Here is a 15890-nt window from a genome sequence, read left to right as displayed (position 1 = left end):
GCTCCTACAGGGTTAGAGATAGCCGTCGGAACGCAGCAGGGTTTCCAGGCAATGTTCGGTGATGTGGTAGAAATCCTTCAGCTCCTGAATTTTTACCAACAGCTGAGCCGGGTCTACCGGCTCTGCGCGTTTGACCGCGAGGATCATCTTGTTCTTGTTGGTATGGTCCAGTGAGATGAACTCGAATACCTTGGTTTCATAACCGCACGCTTCAAGGAACAACGCGCGCAGACTGTCCGTGACCATTTCCGCCTGCTGACCCAAATGCAGACCGTACTGAAGCATCGGCTTGAGCAGCACCGGGCTCTGGATTTGCAGGCGGATCTGTTTGTGGCAGCACGGCGAGCACATGATGATCGAGGCGCCGGAGCGAATGCCGGTATGAATGGCATAGTCGGTGGCGATGTCGCAGGCATGCAGCGCGATCATCACGTCCAGCTCGCTCGGCGCCACACTGCGCACGTCACCACATTTGAACACCAGCCCCGGATGCTCTAGCTTTGCGGCCGCGGTGTTGCACAGATTGACCATTTCTTCACGCAACTCGACACCCGTCACCACGCCTTCGGCCTTCAAGGTGTTTCGCAGGTAGTCGTGGATCGCGAACGTCAGGTAACCCTTGCCCGAACCGAAATCCGCCACTTGCACAGGCTTGTCCAGCGCCAGCGGGGAGCTGGTCAGCGCATGGCTGAAAACTTCGATGAATTTGTTGATCTGCTTCCACTTGCGCGACATCGCCGGGATCAACTCATGCTGCTGGTTGGTCACGCCAAGGTCGGCGAGGAACGGCCGGCTCAGGTCGAGGAAGCGGTTTTTCTCGCGGTTGTGCTCGGCGGACGGCACTTCACGCAATTGCTGAGGTTTGCTCTTGAACAGCGAAGACTTGCCCTTTTTGCTGTATTCGAGCTGGGCTTCATCCGTCAGCGACAGTAAATGCGCATTTTTGAATGATGCAGGCAGCAACGCGGCGACGGTCGCCACGCCCTCGTCAATCGGCAGGTTTTTGGTGATATCGCGAGTCTTGTAGCGATACACGAAGGACAGGCAAGGCTGATCCTTGACCGTCAGTTGCTTGATGATCAGCCGCTGCAAATCGGCTTCGGTGCCGACGTACTTGGCCAGCACCAGTTTGATGAACGCATTGGCGTCGAGGCTGGTTTGCAGCAGATCGATGAACTGGGCGTGATGATCCGGCGCGAGGCTGGCAGGAGTGGCGGTGACAGACATGGAAAAAACGGCCTCGGGCGGAGCGAATCGGGGAATGGCGGGTATTTTAGGGGGGATGGGGTGCAAGGGCACGGGTAATTTCCTGAACGGTTCGATCTGTAGCAGCTGGCGAAGCCTGCGTCCGGCTGCGCAGCAGTCGTAAATCCAGCTTGCACGATCTGTCTGATGTACCGCGTAGTCTGATTTTACGACTGCTGCGCAGCCGGACGCAGGCTTCGCCAGCTGCTACAAGGAATGCGTTGCTGGCAAGACCTAGCCCAACACCACCAACCGATTCGGCAATTCATTGCGCACTTGCGTCACCGGCACATGCACCTTGAGCAACTCCCCGCACGCCTCGATGCAGGTGACAAACCCCTGCAACGTCTGCCCCTGTTTCACCTGTTGCGTGAACGCCGCAACAATCCCGTCCCAATGCTTGTTGTCCAGCCGCCTGGAAATCCCTTCATCCACCAGAATTTCCACATAGCGCTCAGCCTCGCAGACAAAGATCAGCATCCCGGTACTGCCCACCGTATGGTGCAGGTTTTGCTCCAGGAACTGCCGACGTGCCAGGTTCGAGGCGCGCCAGTGGCGCACCGAACGCGGGACGAGGTACGTGGTGACTTTGGGAATGCGCAGCACCAGGCACAGCACGATGAAGCTGACCCATTGCACCAGCAGCAAGCTGTGCAGGGTCAGCCAGCCTGTCAGGTAATGCACGACACCCGGCACTATCAGCGCCAGCAAACTGGCCCAGAGCAGCGGGATGTAGGCATAGTCGTCGGCGCGGGCCGCGAGCACGGTCACCAGTTCCGCATCGGTGTCGCGTTCGACCCGGGCAATGGCCTCGGCGACCTTGCGTTGTTCGTGTTCCGTGAGTAGTGCCATGTTTACGAATGCCTGTTCACTAGTGTTATTGATTGCAGTGCCATCACCAGCCGCCCGACGAACCGCCGCCCCCGAAACTGCCCCCTCCGCCGCTGAAGCCTCCGCCGCCGCCAAAACCTCCGCCGCCAAATCCACCTCCCGAGCGGCCTCGGCCACCGCCGCTGGGCAGGATTCCGAGCATCTGGCAGACGAAAATCGTCAAGATAAACAGCATCACCAGAAACACAAATACACCCGGATGCCGTGAAGCGAAGTCCCCCTCTGCATCGCCCCGGGATTCATAGACCGTCGACGGTTCATTCAGCGGATTACCGCCCAACACCACGAGCATCGCCGCGACCCCGTCGCTGATACCTTTGCTGTAGTTGCCGGTTTTGAACGCCGGGGTGATCACCTGATTGATGATCACCGAACTCTGTGCATCGGTCAGGCGATCTTCCAGGCCATAACCGACTTCAATCCGCAGCTTGCGGTCGTCACGCGCCACGATCAGCAGCGCGCCGTTGTTTTTGTCCTTCTGGCCGATGCCCCAGTAGCGCCCCAGTTGATAACCGAAGTCCGCGATGTCGGCGCCCTGCAAGTTCGGCAACGTGACCACCACCAATTGTTCACCGGTGGCTTTTTCATGGGCCTGAAGTTGTTGCGTCAGCTGTTCGCGCACCGCTGGCTCGATCATCTGGGCGTTATCCACCACCCGTCCGGTCAGCTCCGGGAATTTCAGCCCGGCCTGAACCGTCAGGGTCAACACCCAGAGCATCAGCACCAGGCCCATTTTCAACACGCGCATTGGCAACCTCTTCCGTGGTGACGGCCGATCAGAACTTCACTTGCGGCGCTTTATCAGCATCCGGCGTAGTCGCCTCGAAGGTTTCGCGAATCGGCAAATCGCTGTACATCACGCTGTGCCACAGACGACCCGGAAAGGTACGGATTTCGGTGTTGTACTTCTGCGCGGCAAGAATGTAGTCGCGACGCGCCACGGCGATGCGGTTCTCGGTGCCTTCAAGTTGCGATTGCAACGCCAGGAAGTTCTGGTTGGCCTTGAGGTCCGGGTAACGCTCGGACACCACCATCAAACGGCTCAAGGCACCGGTCAGCTGATCCTGGGCCTGCTGATACTGTTTGAGCTTTTCCGGGTTATCCAGGGTCTTGGCATCCACCTGAATCGAAGTGGCCTTGGCCCGGGCTTCGATGACCGCGGTCAGGGTTTCCTCTTCGTGTTTGGCGTAGCCCTTGACGGTTTCCACCAGGTTGGGGATCAGGTCGGCGCGGCGCTGGTACTGGTTCTGCACCTGGCCCCAGGCCGCCTTGGCCTGTTCGTCGAGCGTCGGGATCGTGTTGATGCCGCAACCGGCCAACAGCGTGGTCAGCAACATCAAGGCTGCGACGTGCAGGCTCGACCGATAGTGGTGTCGTACATTCATCTGGTTGACGCTCCCGTGTACATTCCGTTGAAAAACAACCTGCAGCCCTCTGACCGGTCTCTTGGGGCATAATCTGCCGCCACCACTGGATTGCATCGAGCCAATGGGCTAAAAAGACGCCCCAGCGCTAAAACTCTGCGCAAGTGTGCCTGCATTTACCTGAACAACAATAGTCGCTCCCTAAATTTTGGCTGACCGGCGCGTATTCACCGCCGCTTAGGCTTTCGAGATAACTATTCATGAAGAAGCTGTGTTTGCTGGGCCTGTTCGTCAGCCTGGCCAGTCATAACGTATTGGCCGCCACGACGCCCGCACCTCTGGAGAACAAGGACGCCTTCATCAGCAACCTGATGAAGCAAATGACCCTCGATGAAAAAATCGGCCAGCTGCGCCTGATCAGCATCGGCCCGGAAATGCCTCGGGAGCTGATCCGCAAGGAAATCGCCGCCGGCAACATCGGCGGCACGTTCAACTCGATCACGCGCCCGGAAAACCGTCCGATGCAGGACGCGGCCATGCGCAGCCGGTTGAAGATCCCGATGTTCTTCGCCTATGACGTGATCCACGGCCACCGGACCATTTTCCCGATCCCGCTGGCCCTGGCCTCGAGCTGGGACATGGACGCTATCGGCCTGTCCGGGCGCATTGCGGCCAAGGAAGCGGCGTCCGACAGCCTCGACATCACCTTCGCGCCGATGGTCGACATCTCCCGCGATCCACGCTGGGGTCGCACGTCCGAAGGTTTCGGCGAAGATACCTATCTGGTGTCGCGCATCGCCGGCGTGATGGTCAAGGCCTTCCAGGGCAGCGGCGCGAACGCGGCCGACAGCATCATGGCCAGCGTCAAACACTTTGCCCTGTATGGCGCGGTCGAAGGGGGTCGCGACTACAACGTGGTCGACATGAGCCCGGTCAAAATGTACCAGGACTACCTGCCACCCTACCGCGCCGCCATCGACGCCGGTGCCGGCGGGGTAATGGTTGCGCTGAACTCGATCAACGGCGTGCCGGCCACCGCCAACACCTGGCTGATGAAGGACCTGTTGCGCAAGGAATGGGGCTTCAAAGGCCTCGCCGTCAGCGACCACGGGGCGATTTTCGAGCTGATCAAACACGGCGTTGCCGCTGACGGTCGCGAAGCCGCGAAGCTGGCGATCAAGGCCGGCATCGACATGAGCATGAACGACACCCTCTACGGCAAAGAACTGCCAGGGCTGCTGAAGGCCGGCGAGATCGAGCAAAGCGACATCGACAACGCCGTGCGTGAAGTACTGGCCGCCAAGTACGACATGGGCCTGTTCAAAGACCCGTACCTGCGCATCGGCAAGGCTGAAGATGATCCGGTCGACACTTACGCCGACAGCCGTCTGCACCGTACCGAGGCGCGTGACGTTGCGCGCCGCAGCCAGGTGTTGCTGAAGAACCAGAACGAAACCCTGCCGCTGAAGAAAACCGCGAAAATCGCCCTGGTCGGTCCGCTGGCCAAGGCACCGATCGACATGATGGGCAGTTGGGCCGCCGCCGGCAAACCCGCGCAATCGGTGACCCTGTTCGACGGCATGACCAACGCACTGGGCGCACAATCGACGCTGATCTACGCCCGTGGTGCGAACATCACCAGTGACAAGAAAGTCCTGGATTACCTGAATTTCCTCAACTTCGACGCCCCGGAAGTGGTGGACGATCCGCGTCCGGCGCAAGTGCTGATCGACGAAGCAGTGAAAGCCGCCAAAGACGCCGATGTGGTGGTGGCAGCAGTGGGCGAGTCCCGTGGCATGTCTCACGAATCGTCGAGCCGCACCGACATCAACATCCCGGCCAATCAGCGCGACTTGATCAAGGCCTTGAAGGCCACCGGTAAACCACTGGTACTGGTGTTGATGAACGGCCGTCCGCTGTCGATTCTCGAAGAGAAAGAACAGGCTGACGCGATTCTGGAAACCTGGTTCACCGGCACCGAAGGCGGCAACGCCATTGCCGACGTGCTGTTTGGCGACTACAACCCGTCGGGCAAACTGCCAATCAGCTTCCCGCGTTCGGTGGGTCAGATTCCCACCTACTACAACCACCTGAGCATTGGCCGGCCGTTCACGCCGGGTAAACCGGGCAACTACACCTCGCAGTATTTCGATGACACCACCGGTCCCCTGTTCCCGTTTGGTTTCGGTCTGAGCTACACCGATTTCAACCTGAGCGGCATGGCCCTGTCGTCCACCACGCTGAACAAGACCGGCAAGCTCGACGCCAGCGTCACGGTGAAGAACACCGGCAAGCGTGACGGCGAAACCGTGGTGCAGCTGTACCTCCAGGACGTGACCGGTTCGATGATTCGTCCGATCAAGGAACTGAAGAACTTCCAGAAAGTCATGCTCAAGGCCGGCGAACAGAAAGTCGTGCACTTCACCATCACCGAGGATGATCTGAAGTTCTACAACGCCCAGCTCAAGTACGCGGCAGAACCGGGCAAGTTCAATGTACAGATCGGCCTGGACTCAGAGGACGTGACGCAGCAGAGTTTTGAGTTGCTGTAACCCCTGACACACAGCAATAACCCTGTGGGAGCGAGCTTGCTCGCGATGAGGCCATAACATCCAACATCTATGTTGACTGTTGTACCGTCATCGCGAGCAAGCTCGCTCCCACAGTGGTTTCTGGTGTGACGACTAGTCCCGTCGATCCAGCAGGTTCACCACCAGCCGATCCACCCATCCCCAGACCCGTTGCTTCACCCGTCGCCACAGCGGCCGGCGTTGCCAGGCTTCCAGGCTCACTTCCTGACTCAAGCCAAAGTCCTTTTCAAAACTCGCCGCCACCGCCCGGGTCAATCCGGGGTCAAACGCTTCGAGGTTGGCCTCCAGGTTGAAGCGCAGATTCCAGTGATCGAAGTTGCACGAGCCAATGCTCACCCAATCATCGATCAACACCATTTTCAGGTGCAGGAAACACGGCTGATACTCGAAAATTCTCACCCCTGCCTTGAGCAATCGCGGGTAATAGCGATGCCCGGCGTAGCGCACCGACGGGTGATCGGTGCGCGGCCCGGTCAGCAGCAGTCGCACATCGAGGCCCCGGCCAGCTGCCCGGCGCAGTGAGCGGCGGACTTTCCACGTTGGCAGGAAATACGGGGTTGCCAGCCAGATTCGCCGCTGCCCGCTGTTCAACGCACGCGTCAGCGATTGCAAAATGTCCCGGTGCTGACGGGCGTCCGCATAGGCCACCCGGCCCATGCCCTCGCCCATGGACGGCACGCGCGGCAGGCGCGGCAAGCCGAAATGCGAAGCAGGTTTCCAGGCGCGTCGATGCCGGTTGGCGATCCATTGGCGGTCAAACAGCAACTGCCAGTCGATGACCAGCGGGCCGATGATTTCCACCATGACTTCGTGCCATTCGCTGGTGTCTTCGCCTGGCGTCCAGAACTCATCGGTGACCCCGGTGCCGCCGACCACCGCCAGGCGCTGGTCCACCAGCAACAGCTTGCGATGATCGCGGTAAAAGTTACCCAGCCAGCGCCGCCAGCTCAGTCGATTGTAGAAACGCAGTTCCACACCGGCGGCCATCAAGCGCTGACGCAGGTTCAGGGTAAACGCGAGGCTGCCGTAATCATCGAACAGGCAACGCACCCGCACACCACGCTCGGCCGCCTGGACCAGCGCCTGAACCATGGCCTCGGCGCACGCACCTGCTTCCACCAGGTACAGCTCCAGTTCGACCTGCTCTTCGGCGCGGGCAATCGCGACCAACATGCGCGGAAAGAACTGCGGGCCGTCGATCAGCAGTTCGAAGCGGTTGCCTTCACGCCAGGGAAAAATTGCGCCGGCCATGTCAGCGCGCCGTGAATATCAGTACAGCACCCACCGGCACCGACACACTGATCGCCGACAAACCGGCGACGTTGCGCAAACGTTCCAGACCGGGGGCCAAATCGAAATCCGCAGTGTTGATCACCAGCGGCTCGAGGGTCACCACCTGGAAGCGCCTGTCATCGAGACGGGTCGCCAACAGTTCGGCGTTGTAGTCGTGTTGTTTGCCATGGAGGTTAACGGTCAGCGGCAGACGTAACTCCAGTTGCGCACCGGGGGCGAGGTCGTTGATCGGCCGCAAATCGATCTGCGCAGTGATCAAGGCCTCGGGAAAGGTCTGGATCTCGAACAGGTCCTTGCGCATGCGCTCGTCGCGCAGCGGGATGCCGCTGTTCACCGAGTCCAGCTCGACCTCCACTTCGGCCCGGCCCGTGGGATCGACCTTGCCGTGCAGCACCAGAAAGCGCTGCACTTCGCTAATGTTGGCGTCTTTGGTGCTGATGAACGACAGCCGCGAGGACTCGCCGTCCAGGTACCAATCGGCGTGTGCCGGCAGCGTGGCGCCGGCCAGTAGCACGAAGGCGAGAGTTTTGGAGAGAAAGCGGTTGAACATAGAGACTCGCGAGCAGAAAAACCTGAGCGAACCTTAGCCGCCCGCGAGCCAGAAGCAAACCTTTAGCAGCTGCCGCAGGCTGCGTTCGGCGGCGAAGCCGTCGTAAAACCATCCACCACGGTGTGTCAGGAAAACCCGGATTGTCGGGTTTACGACGGCTTCGCCGCCGAACGCAGCCTGCGGCAGCTGCTACGGAATCAACCGGCAGCCCTGCCGTTCGCTGACCCACGCGGCGCTGTTGCTGCGGCTCATGCCGCTGACGGTAATGCGCTTGCTGGCGGTGTCATCGGTAAAACCGCTGGTGGGCAGCCATTGCTTCACATAGCCGTGGCAATACTCGGCGTCGTTGTTCATCACGTAGCGGCACGAACAATATTCCTTGGCGGTGTAGGCGCTGATGATGTCCGGGAACGCCCACAGCGCGATTCGCTCCTGCCAGACCCAACCGAGCAAGGCGATCAACAGCACCAGCAACAGCGTGCTGAACGGCCGGCGACGAACAAAGCTGCTACGGCTCATGGCTGTACCTTCACGGCAAATGCCTTGAGCGCGAGTTTGAGCAAGTCATTGTGTTGGTAGCGGTCGCCACGGTCATCGCCGTAGCGGACGATCACCAGGTTTTGGCTGGGAATCACGTACATCGCCTGCCCCCAATGGCCCAGCGCAGCGAAGGTATCGGCGGGGGCATCGCGCCAGGGCTGTGCCGCGCCGTCTACCGCGCGATTGAGCCACCACTGTCCACCGGGTACCGCATCGTCCTGATTCCTTTGATAGTGGGCAAAGGGTTCGAGATTGAAGGCGACCCAGTCTTTGGGAAGCAATTGGCGTTCGCCCCAACGACCGTCGCGCAACATCAACAGACCGACGCGGGCCAGATCCCGAGCGGTGAGGTAGGCATAGGACGAAGCGACAAAGATACCTGTGCCATCGGTTTCCCAGACGGCGTGGCGAATCCCTAACGGTTCGAACAGAGCAGTCCATGGATAGTCCGGATAACGTGCCGGACCGACGATGTTTTTCAGCGCGGCGGACAGCAAATTGCTGTCGCCACTGGAATAGCGAAACGCCTGACCGGGGGCGGCGTACTCACCGTGATCGGCGGTGAACGTGGCCATGTCGTGGTGACCATGGGTGTAGAGCATGGCGACTACCGACGATTTTAATGGCGCATATTCGTAGTCTTCCCGCCAGTCCAGGCCCGAAGCCCAATGCAGCAGATCGGCCATCGTTATCGTCGGGTGTTTTTCAAGCGGTGGATAAAACTTCAGCGCCGGGTCATTGAGTGTGAACAAGCCTTCGCCATAGGCCACACCGAGGACCGTGGCCATGAGGCTTTTGCTGATCGACCAGGTCAGGTGCAGTGTGTTGGCAGTGGTTGGGCCGGCGTAGCGCTCGTAGATCAATTGACCGTCGCGGATCACCAGCAAGGCATCGGTGCGCACGCCTTGGCGGGTGCTGTCGTCGCGAGGTGGGAAGGCGTAGGCCTCCAAGGCGTCAAGTGCGGGGCCGGTAATCGTCGGGCCCTTTGGCCATTGTTCAGCGGGCCAGTTTTCGGCTTGGGCTGTGAAGCTGAGCAGCAGCATCAAAATCAGGGGCAAGCCTTTGAACATGGCAGGCGCTCGGAGGTATCCACCCGCTGAGATTAGTTGAGTTTGATGACAGTTTTGGAGTTTGTGTTACTCATGCGGCCTCTTCGCGGGCAAGCCTCGCTCCTACAAATATTACGCTGCCCTTGTAGGAGCGAGGCTTGCCCGCGAAGAGCCCCGTCAGAACACCGCCAATGCCTTGGCCAACCGCTTCCCCCTGGCCCCCGCCGCCAAATCCATCACCGCCTGATCCCTGCGCCACATCGCCGCCCAATGCGGTGGGCCATCGGCCAATGCCTGATCCACCTCCGCCTTGAGCCCATCAAACTGTGCGAACAAGCCGCCCAGCAGCACATGGCCGGCCGAATTGTTCGGCGCTTGCCGACTGACTTCTGCACAACCTGCCAGCAGCGCCAGCAAGCGCAATTGCAAGGTTTGCGGCCAGTCACTGTCCTGAGCGACGCCATACAGCCAGGCCGTCATGGCGCTCAGCACATAGATGTCTTCCAGCGTGCGGAACGGTTTGACGTAAGCGTCCCAACCATCCCCCGCGAGCAATTCACATAAGGCGTTGTCGAGAAACAGCCGGCCGTGGCTGATGTCCGGCATCAACGCGATTGCTGGCAGCTTTTCCAGGCGCACGCCCGGCTCATCGGGATAGACCACCGCCAGACTCAAGCGCGGCGTCTCGCCTGGCTCTTCACTGCGAGCGGCGATCAGCAACCAGTCGGCGGCATCACCGGCGGTGACGAAATCCTTGCGCCCGCTCACGCGCAACCCGACCAGTCGGGTTTGCATGTCCGACACCCGCAGGCTGCGCTGCTCGGTCGCACACAACGCGCCGAGGCTCAGAGGCGCACTCGGCCAGAGCATGCGCAACGCTGCCTGATAGCCCACCAGAAACGCCAGCCCCGGTGTCGCCATCAACCGGCCCCCCGCTACCGCCAGTTCGAACGGCGTAACGCCACCCAATTGCTGCAACAACATCGAAAAACCTTCGCCCAGGTCCGCATTGGCAGGCAAGCGATCACAGCGGTGCAACAGGGTTTGCCAGAGCATAAGAGGCTCCTTGTGGGCTGTCATACAAGCATCACCAAAGCTTCATGGCGATGACACCGGGGCTACATAGCCTGACTTTGCACAACACGGCCGCATAAAGAAAGTCGATCGGCTGCAACCCAAGACGGGGAAACAGCCCGCACGGAGATTCCCTATGACTCAGATCGCCCGCATCAGAGACACCGGCAATGAACGCCGCCTGCAAGCCGAACGCCTGGTGGGCGCCGTGGCCTTGCAGGAAGCCCAGACCTTGCGCTTCAACGTGTTCAGCGGCGAATTCAACGCCAAGCTCAAGGGTGCTGAACTGGGTCTGGATATGGATGACTATGATATTCACTGCGCCCACATTGGTGTACGCGACTTGAATACCGGGCGTCTGGTGGCGACCACTCGACTGCTCGATCACACGGCTGCCAGCAGCCTGGGCAGGTTTTACAGTGAAGAGGAATTCAGCCTGCACGGGTTGGTCCATCTGCAAGGCCCGATCCTCGAAATCGGCCGCACCTGCGTCGACCCGGCGTACCGCAACGGCGGCACCATCGCCGTGCTCTGGGGTGAATTGGCTGAAGTGCTGAACCAGGGCGGCTACAGCTATTTGATGGGTTGCGCGAGTATTCCGATGCAGGACGGCGGCATTCAGGCTCACGCGATCATGCAGCGTTTGCGCGAACGTTATCTGTGCACCGAACACCTGCGCGCCGAGCCGAAAAAGCCGCTGCCTGTTCTAGACATCCCATCCAACGTCATCGCCGAAATGCCACCGCTGCTCAAGGCCTACATGCGCCTGGGTGCGAAAATCTGCGGCGAGCCATGCTGGGACGAAGATTTCCAGGTCGCCGATGTGTTCATTCTGCTCAAGCGCGACGAGCTCTGCCCGCGTTACGCCAAACACTTCAAGGCGGCTGTGTAATGAGCCGGTTACGGGTGTACGCGCGGATTGCGCGAGTGCTTGGCGTGGTGACGCTGGGTTTGACCATGGCCAGTGTGTTCGGGCTGTTCGAGCGTTCAGGGATTGCTCATTCGATGGTTCGCCGCCAGCGCTGGTCGCGATTCTTCATGGCACGGTTGAGCAACGCCCTGCCGTTTCGCGTGACCGTACACGGTGAGTTACCGAAAGCGCCGATGCTGTGGGTCAGCAACCACGTGTCCTGGACCGACATCCCACTGCTGGGCATGTTGACGCCGCTGTCATTCCTGTCCAAGGCTGAAGTGCGCACCTGGCCGGTGGCGGGCTGGTTGGCGGCCAAGGCCGGCAGTCTGTTTATCCGTCGGGGCTCGGGCGACAGCCAGTTGATCCGCAAACAGATGACCCGTCATCTGGAGCAAGCCCATCCGCTGCTGATGTTCCCGGAAGGCACCACCACCGATGGCCGTTCGTTGCGCACCTTTCATGGGCGCTTGCTGTCCGCGGCAATTGATTCCGAAGTGAAGCTGCAGCCGGTAGCGATTCGTTACCTGCGTGACGGTGAGCCTGATTCGCTGGCACCGTTTATTGGCGATGATGATTTGCTCTCGCACCTGATGCGCTTGTTCGCCAATGATCGAGGTGAAGTGGAGATTCATCTGCTCAAGCCGATTGCTTGCGAAGGTCGGGAGCGCGCAGCGCTGGCGTTCGAGGCGCAGCAGGCGGTGCAGAAGGCGTTGTTTGGGGCGATTCCAGAAACACAGCAAGCCCCGATGCGCCCCGCAATCGCGGCCTGACACGATCGCTGATTCAACAGAGAACCCTGTGGGAGCGAGCTTGCTCGCGATGGCGGCTTCACATCCAACAATGATGTGAATGACACACCGCAATCGCGAGCAAGCTCGCTCCCACAATGGTTTTATGTGGCTGAGTGGTTCTGGGCGAAATCCTGAAGCTGCGGATAGAACAACTGAAAATCCTCGCTCAACGGTTCATACAACAACCGCAGCTCCTGCATGGCTGCGGCCAATTCCTCGGGTCGTGTCAACCGCCGTGAAATCCCCCGCAACACCTGCTCCAGCACCTCGAACTCCCGATAAGAACCCAACCAGTCGTTGGCCACCATATGCGGTGCGATGCGCGCCAGGCGTTCCGGCAGTTGCGGTTCGCGGGTCAGTACGCGGTACACGTCCGAGGTGAACAGTGCCAGCGGTTGGTCGGCATACAAACTCCAGTCCCGCGCCAGGCAGTGATCGAAAAACACGTCGAGCACGATCCCGGCGTAACGCCGGCGGGTCAGGGAAAACCGCGACAACGCCACGTCCACTAACGGGTGGCGGTCGGTGAACACGTCGATGCTGCGATGCAGCTGGATGGCCGCTTCAATCTCCGGATCAAACTGTCCTTGCAGCCGCCCTTTGACGAAATCGCCATAAAGACTACCGAGCAGTTGACCGGGACGCTGACCACCAAGGTGAAGATGGGCGAGATAGTTCATGAGCGCAGCTTAGCACTGCGCCCTTGTATTTTTACAACCAGCATATCGTTATAACCCGATATACCGATTTACGCAGTCTTCAGAGCAAAATCATATTGGTATATCGCGAAATACCGATTTAAAGTTCGCCGCATCGCGATATAGCGTTTTACTCATCACGAGCCCTAAGCCATGAACCTTGACCTCGACGAAATAATAAAAGCCCTGGCACACCCAGTACGGCGAGAAATCCTGCACTGGCTCAAAGACCCGACCGTCGAATTCCCCGACCAGTCCCACAGCAACGAGCACGGCGTTTGCGCCGGGCAAATCGATCAACGTTGCGGTTTGTCGCAGTCCACCGTGTCTGCGCATCTGGCAACCCTGCAACGCGCCGGCCTGATCAGCAGCCGAAAGGTCGGCCAATGGCACTTTTTCAAGCGCAACGAGGACACCATCCAGGCGTTCCTCCGCACCATCAGCAAAGAGCTCTGACCCTTTACGTCAGTCAGCCGACAAGGAATCAATAATGCCCCTCTCGCTCCTCATACTGGCCTTGAGCGCCTTCGCCATCGGCACCACCGAATTCGTCATCATGGGCTTGCTCCCGGACGTAGCGGCCGACCTCGGTGTATCGATTCCCGGCGCCGGCTGGCTGGTGACCGGTTACGCCCTGGGCGTGGCGATTGGTGCGCCACTCATGGCACTGGCCACCGCCCGGCTGCCGCGCAAGGCCGCTTTGGTCGCGTTGATGGGGATTTTCATCATCGGCAATCTGCTCTGCGCACTGGCCACCGACTACAACGTGCTGATGTTTGCCCGCGTGGTGACTGCTCTTTGCCACGGTGCGTTCTTCGGCATCGGTTCGGTGGTGGCGGCGGGTCTGGTACCGGCTAACAAACGCGCTTCGGCCGTGGCCTTGATGTTCACCGGCCTGACCCTGGCCAATGTCCTCGGCGTGCCGTTGGGCACGGCGCTCGGGCAGCAAGCCGGCTGGCGCTCGACCTTCTGGGCGGTGACCGTGATCGGCGTGATTGCGCTGATCGGCCTGATCCGTTTCCTGCCGGCCAAGCGCGATGAAGAGAAACTCGACATGCGCGCCGAACTGGCGGCGCTCAAGGGCGCCGGGATCTGGCTGTCCCTGAGCATGACCGCCCTGTTCGCCGCCTCGGTGTTCACCCTGTTCACTTACGTCGCGCCATTGCTGGGCGAAGTCACCGGTGTCTCGCCCCGTGGTGTGACCTGGACATTGATGCTCATCGGCCTGGGCCTGACGGTCGGCAATATCATCGGCGGCAAACTGGCTGACAAAGGCATGGCCGCGACGCTGATCGGTGTCTTCATCTCGATGGCGGTGATTTCCACCGTGCTGACCTGGACCAGCATCGCGCTGATTCCGACCGAAATCACCCTGTTCCTCTGGGCCACCGCGTGTTTTGCCGCCGTGCCTGCCCTGCAAGTGAACGTGGTGACCTTCGGCAAGGCTGCCCCGAACCTGGTATCAACCCTGAACATCGGCGCGTTCAACATTGGCAACGCACTGGGCGCCTGGGTCGGCGGTAGCGTCATCGCCCACGGCTTCGGCCTGACCCGCGTGCCGCTCGCGGCAGCCGTACTGGCGGTACTCGCCTTGCTGGTCACCCTGATTACTTTCCGCCAGAGCGGCAACCCCGAACTGGCCCCTGCGACTCACTAACCTCACGAGGGTTGTACTTCATGACGACTATTTTCGATCCGATCAAACTGGGCGACCTCGAGTTGGCCAACCGCATCATCATGGCGCCCCTGACCCGCTGCCGCGCCGACGAAGGCCGTGTGCCAAACGCGCTGATGGCTGAGTACTACGTTCAGCGCGCCTCGGCCGGCCTGATCCTTAGCGAGGCCACTTCGGTCACGCCAATGGGTGTCGGGTACCCCGATACCCCGGGCATCTGGTCCAACGACCAGGTGCGCGGCTGGACCAACGTGACCAAAGCGGTCCACGGCGCGGGTGGCAAGATTGTTCTGCAGCTGTGGCACGTTGGCCGGGTCTCCCACACTTCGTACCTGAACGGCGAAGTACCGGTCGCACCGAGTGCCATCCAGCCTAAAGGTCACGTCAGCCTGGTTCGTCCACTGGCCGACTACCCAACCCCGCGCGCGCTGGAAACCGCTGAAATCGCCGACATCGTCGACGCTTACCGCGTGGGTGCCGAGAACGCCAAGGCGGCCGGTTTCGACGGTGTCGAAATCCATGGCGCTAACGGCTATCTGCTCGACCAGTTCCTGCAAAGCAGCACCAACCAGCGTACCGACCACTACGGCGGCTCCCTGGAAAACCGTGCTCGCCTGTTGCTGGAAGTGACGGATGCTGCTATCGAAGTCTGGGGTGCCGGCCGCGTGGGTGTGCACCTGGCACCACGCGCCGACTCTCATGACATGGGCGACGACAACCTGTCCGAGACCTTCACCTATGTCGCTCGCGAGCTGGGCAAACGTGGCATCGCGTTCATCTGTTCCCGCGAGAGAGAAGCTGGCGATAGCCTCGGTCCTCAAATGAAAGAAGCGTTCGGCGGCCCCTACATCATCAACGAGCGTTTCACCAAGGACAGCGCCAACGCCTGGCTGGCCAGCGGCAAGGCCGATGCGGTCGCCTTCGGCGTGCCGTTCATTGCCAACCCGGACTTGCCAGCACGTTTGAAGGCCGATGCACCGCTGAATGAGGCGCGCCCTGAACTGTTCTATGCCAAGGGCCCGGTTGGTTATATCGATTATCCAGCGATGTAATTGCATTCAGGCAAATAAAAACCCCGACTCGAAAGAGCCGGGTTTTTTATATTGATGTTTGGAAACCGCCACTAACTTCCCACTCGCACATGGACCTACTTAACCCGCAGCCCCTAAAACATTCCGACACTATAACTCGCTTCCGACACTCACAATAAAAACAG

16 protein-coding genes are annotated in these 15890 nt (G+C 60.2%); 6 read left to right on the top strand and 10 right to left on the bottom strand.

All coding sequences use genetic code 11. The features are described 5' to 3' along the window. Window positions 1–12: 12 nt before the first annotated feature. The 4 genes from ACM6IR_RS03735 to ACM6IR_RS03720 all read right to left on the bottom strand — a co-directional run bounded on the left by ACM6IR_RS03735 (window position 13) and on the right by ACM6IR_RS03720 (window position 3521). Complete coding sequence (locus ACM6IR_RS03735; protein WP_414906442.1) at window positions 13–1227, bottom strand: class I SAM-dependent methyltransferase; 1215 nt, start codon at window positions 1225–1227, stop codon at window positions 13–15. Window positions 1228–1479: 252 nt separating this feature from the next. Then, window positions 1480–2097, bottom strand: a complete 618-nt coding sequence (locus ACM6IR_RS03730) for a TPM domain-containing protein (RefSeq protein WP_414906441.1) — start codon at window positions 2095–2097, stop codon at window positions 1480–1482. A gap of 43 nt (window positions 2098–2140) precedes the next feature. Beyond that, on the bottom strand, window positions 2141–2884 hold the full coding sequence (locus ACM6IR_RS03725; protein ID WP_414906440.1) for a TPM domain-containing protein: 744 nt from the start codon (window positions 2882–2884) through the stop codon (window positions 2141–2143). Window positions 2885–2912: 28 nt separating this feature from the next. Continuing rightward, window positions 2913–3521, bottom strand: a complete 609-nt coding sequence (locus ACM6IR_RS03720; RefSeq protein WP_201114055.1) for a LemA family protein — start codon at window positions 3519–3521, stop codon at window positions 2913–2915. Window positions 3522–3760: 239 nt separating this feature from the next. On the opposite strand from ACM6IR_RS03720, the gene bglX reads away from it, so the two are divergent. Next, window positions 3761–6052, top strand: coding sequence for a beta-glucosidase BglX (gene bglX, locus ACM6IR_RS03715; RefSeq protein ID WP_414906439.1), 2292 nt, complete (start codon window positions 3761–3763; stop codon window positions 6050–6052). Window positions 6053–6184: 132 nt separating this feature from the next. On the opposite strand, the gene ACM6IR_RS03710 is transcribed toward bglX, so the two are convergent. The 5 genes from ACM6IR_RS03710 to ACM6IR_RS03690 all read right to left on the bottom strand — a co-directional run bounded on the left by ACM6IR_RS03710 (window position 6185) and on the right by ACM6IR_RS03690 (window position 10579). After that, entirely contained in the window at window positions 6185–7342 is a 1158-nt protein-coding gene (locus ACM6IR_RS03710) for a phospholipase D-like domain-containing protein (protein WP_414906438.1), read from the bottom strand. Window position 7343: 1 nt separating this feature from the next. Continuing rightward, complete coding sequence (locus ACM6IR_RS03705) at window positions 7344–7934, bottom strand: YceI family protein (RefSeq protein WP_414906437.1); 591 nt, start codon at window positions 7932–7934, stop codon at window positions 7344–7346. A gap of 189 nt (window positions 7935–8123) precedes the next feature. Beyond that, entirely contained in the window at window positions 8124–8453 is a 330-nt protein-coding gene (locus tag ACM6IR_RS03700) for an amidase (protein ID WP_414906436.1), read from the bottom strand. Beyond that, window positions 8450–9544, bottom strand: coding sequence for a serine hydrolase domain-containing protein (locus tag ACM6IR_RS03695; RefSeq protein WP_414906435.1), 1095 nt, complete (start codon window positions 9542–9544; stop codon window positions 8450–8452). Before ACM6IR_RS03695 ends, ACM6IR_RS03700 begins: the two co-directional genes overlap by 4 nt. Before the next feature lie 156 nt (window positions 9545–9700). Further along, window positions 9701–10579 carry an acyl-CoA dehydrogenase gene (locus tag ACM6IR_RS03690; protein WP_414906434.1) on the bottom strand — a complete coding sequence of 293 codons (879 nt, stop codon included), beginning with the start codon at window positions 10577–10579 and terminating at the stop codon, window positions 9701–9703. Between the two features lie 154 nt (window positions 10580–10733). Here ACM6IR_RS03690 and olsB point away from each other — a divergent pair, with 154 nt between their 5' ends. Then, complete coding sequence (gene olsB, locus ACM6IR_RS03685; RefSeq protein WP_414906433.1) at window positions 10734–11489, top strand: L-ornithine N(alpha)-acyltransferase; 756 nt, start codon at window positions 10734–10736, stop codon at window positions 11487–11489. Then, window positions 11489–12280 carry a lysophospholipid acyltransferase family protein gene (locus ACM6IR_RS03680; RefSeq protein ID WP_414906432.1) on the top strand — a complete coding sequence of 264 codons (792 nt, stop codon included), beginning with the start codon at window positions 11489–11491 and terminating at the stop codon, window positions 12278–12280. The genes olsB and ACM6IR_RS03680 overlap by 1 nt, the downstream gene beginning before the upstream one ends. Before the next feature lie 122 nt (window positions 12281–12402). Here the strand turns inward: ACM6IR_RS03680 and ACM6IR_RS03675 are convergent, their stop codons facing one another. After that, complete coding sequence (locus ACM6IR_RS03675; protein ID WP_414906431.1) at window positions 12403–12981, bottom strand: ACP phosphodiesterase; 579 nt, start codon at window positions 12979–12981, stop codon at window positions 12403–12405. Between the two features lie 171 nt (window positions 12982–13152). Here ACM6IR_RS03675 and ACM6IR_RS03670 point away from each other — a divergent pair, with 171 nt between their 5' ends. From ACM6IR_RS03670 to ACM6IR_RS03660, 3 genes are read left to right on the top strand one after another with little or no spacing between them, the layout of a single operon-like run. Next, the gene (locus ACM6IR_RS03670; protein ID WP_414906430.1) at window positions 13153–13455 is read left to right on the top strand and encodes an ArsR/SmtB family transcription factor; all 303 of its coding nucleotides are present in this window, start codon (window positions 13153–13155) and stop codon (window positions 13453–13455) included. Between the two features lie 34 nt (window positions 13456–13489). Then, complete coding sequence (locus ACM6IR_RS03665) at window positions 13490–14656, top strand: MFS transporter (protein ID WP_414906429.1); 1167 nt, start codon at window positions 13490–13492, stop codon at window positions 14654–14656. Between the two features lie 20 nt (window positions 14657–14676). Next, window positions 14677–15726, top strand: a complete 1050-nt coding sequence (locus ACM6IR_RS03660; protein ID WP_414906428.1) for an alkene reductase — start codon at window positions 14677–14679, stop codon at window positions 15724–15726. The last annotated feature ends 164 nt before the right edge of the window (window positions 15727–15890 follow it).

Source organism: Pseudomonas sp. IT-P253 (genome assembly GCF_949768125.1).
Taxonomy (GTDB): domain Bacteria; phylum Pseudomonadota; class Gammaproteobacteria; order Pseudomonadales; family Pseudomonadaceae; genus Aquipseudomonas.
Note: the sequence above shows the minus strand (reverse complement) of the source record. Positions and strands in the feature narration are given on the sequence as shown.

Coding starts and splice junctions, on each gene's coding strand:
- ACM6IR_RS03735 (WP_414906442.1), bottom strand. CDS start 1,227: ATGTCTGTCACCGCCACTCCTGCCAGCCTCGCGCCGGATCATCACGCC.
- ACM6IR_RS03730 (WP_414906441.1), bottom strand. CDS start 2,097: ATGGCACTACTCACGGAACACGAACAACGCAAGGTCGCCGAGGCCATT.
- ACM6IR_RS03725 (WP_414906440.1), bottom strand. CDS start 2,884: ATGCGCGTGTTGAAAATGGGCCTGGTGCTGATGCTCTGGGTGTTGACC.
- ACM6IR_RS03720 (WP_201114055.1), bottom strand. CDS start 3,521: ATGAATGTACGACACCACTATCGGTCGAGCCTGCACGTCGCAGCCTTG.
- bglX (WP_414906439.1), top strand. CDS start 3,761: ATGAAGAAGCTGTGTTTGCTGGGCCTGTTCGTCAGCCTGGCCAGTCAT.
- ACM6IR_RS03710 (WP_414906438.1), bottom strand. CDS start 7,342: ATGGCCGGCGCAATTTTTCCCTGGCGTGAAGGCAACCGCTTCGAACTG.
- ACM6IR_RS03705 (WP_414906437.1), bottom strand. CDS start 7,934: ATGTTCAACCGCTTTCTCTCCAAAACTCTCGCCTTCGTGCTACTGGCC.
- ACM6IR_RS03700 (WP_414906436.1), bottom strand. CDS start 8,453: ATGAGCCGTAGCAGCTTTGTTCGTCGCCGGCCGTTCAGCACGCTGTTG.
- ACM6IR_RS03695 (WP_414906435.1), bottom strand. CDS start 9,544: ATGTTCAAAGGCTTGCCCCTGATTTTGATGCTGCTGCTCAGCTTCACA.
- ACM6IR_RS03690 (WP_414906434.1), bottom strand. CDS start 10,579: ATGCTCTGGCAAACCCTGTTGCACCGCTGTGATCGCTTGCCTGCCAAT.
- olsB (WP_414906433.1), top strand. CDS start 10,734: ATGACTCAGATCGCCCGCATCAGAGACACCGGCAATGAACGCCGCCTG.
- ACM6IR_RS03680 (WP_414906432.1), top strand. CDS start 11,489: ATGAGCCGGTTACGGGTGTACGCGCGGATTGCGCGAGTGCTTGGCGTG.
- ACM6IR_RS03675 (WP_414906431.1), bottom strand. CDS start 12,981: ATGAACTATCTCGCCCATCTTCACCTTGGTGGTCAGCGTCCCGGTCAA.
- ACM6IR_RS03670 (WP_414906430.1), top strand. CDS start 13,153: ATGAACCTTGACCTCGACGAAATAATAAAAGCCCTGGCACACCCAGTA.
- ACM6IR_RS03665 (WP_414906429.1), top strand. CDS start 13,490: ATGCCCCTCTCGCTCCTCATACTGGCCTTGAGCGCCTTCGCCATCGGC.
- ACM6IR_RS03660 (WP_414906428.1), top strand. CDS start 14,677: ATGACGACTATTTTCGATCCGATCAAACTGGGCGACCTCGAGTTGGCC.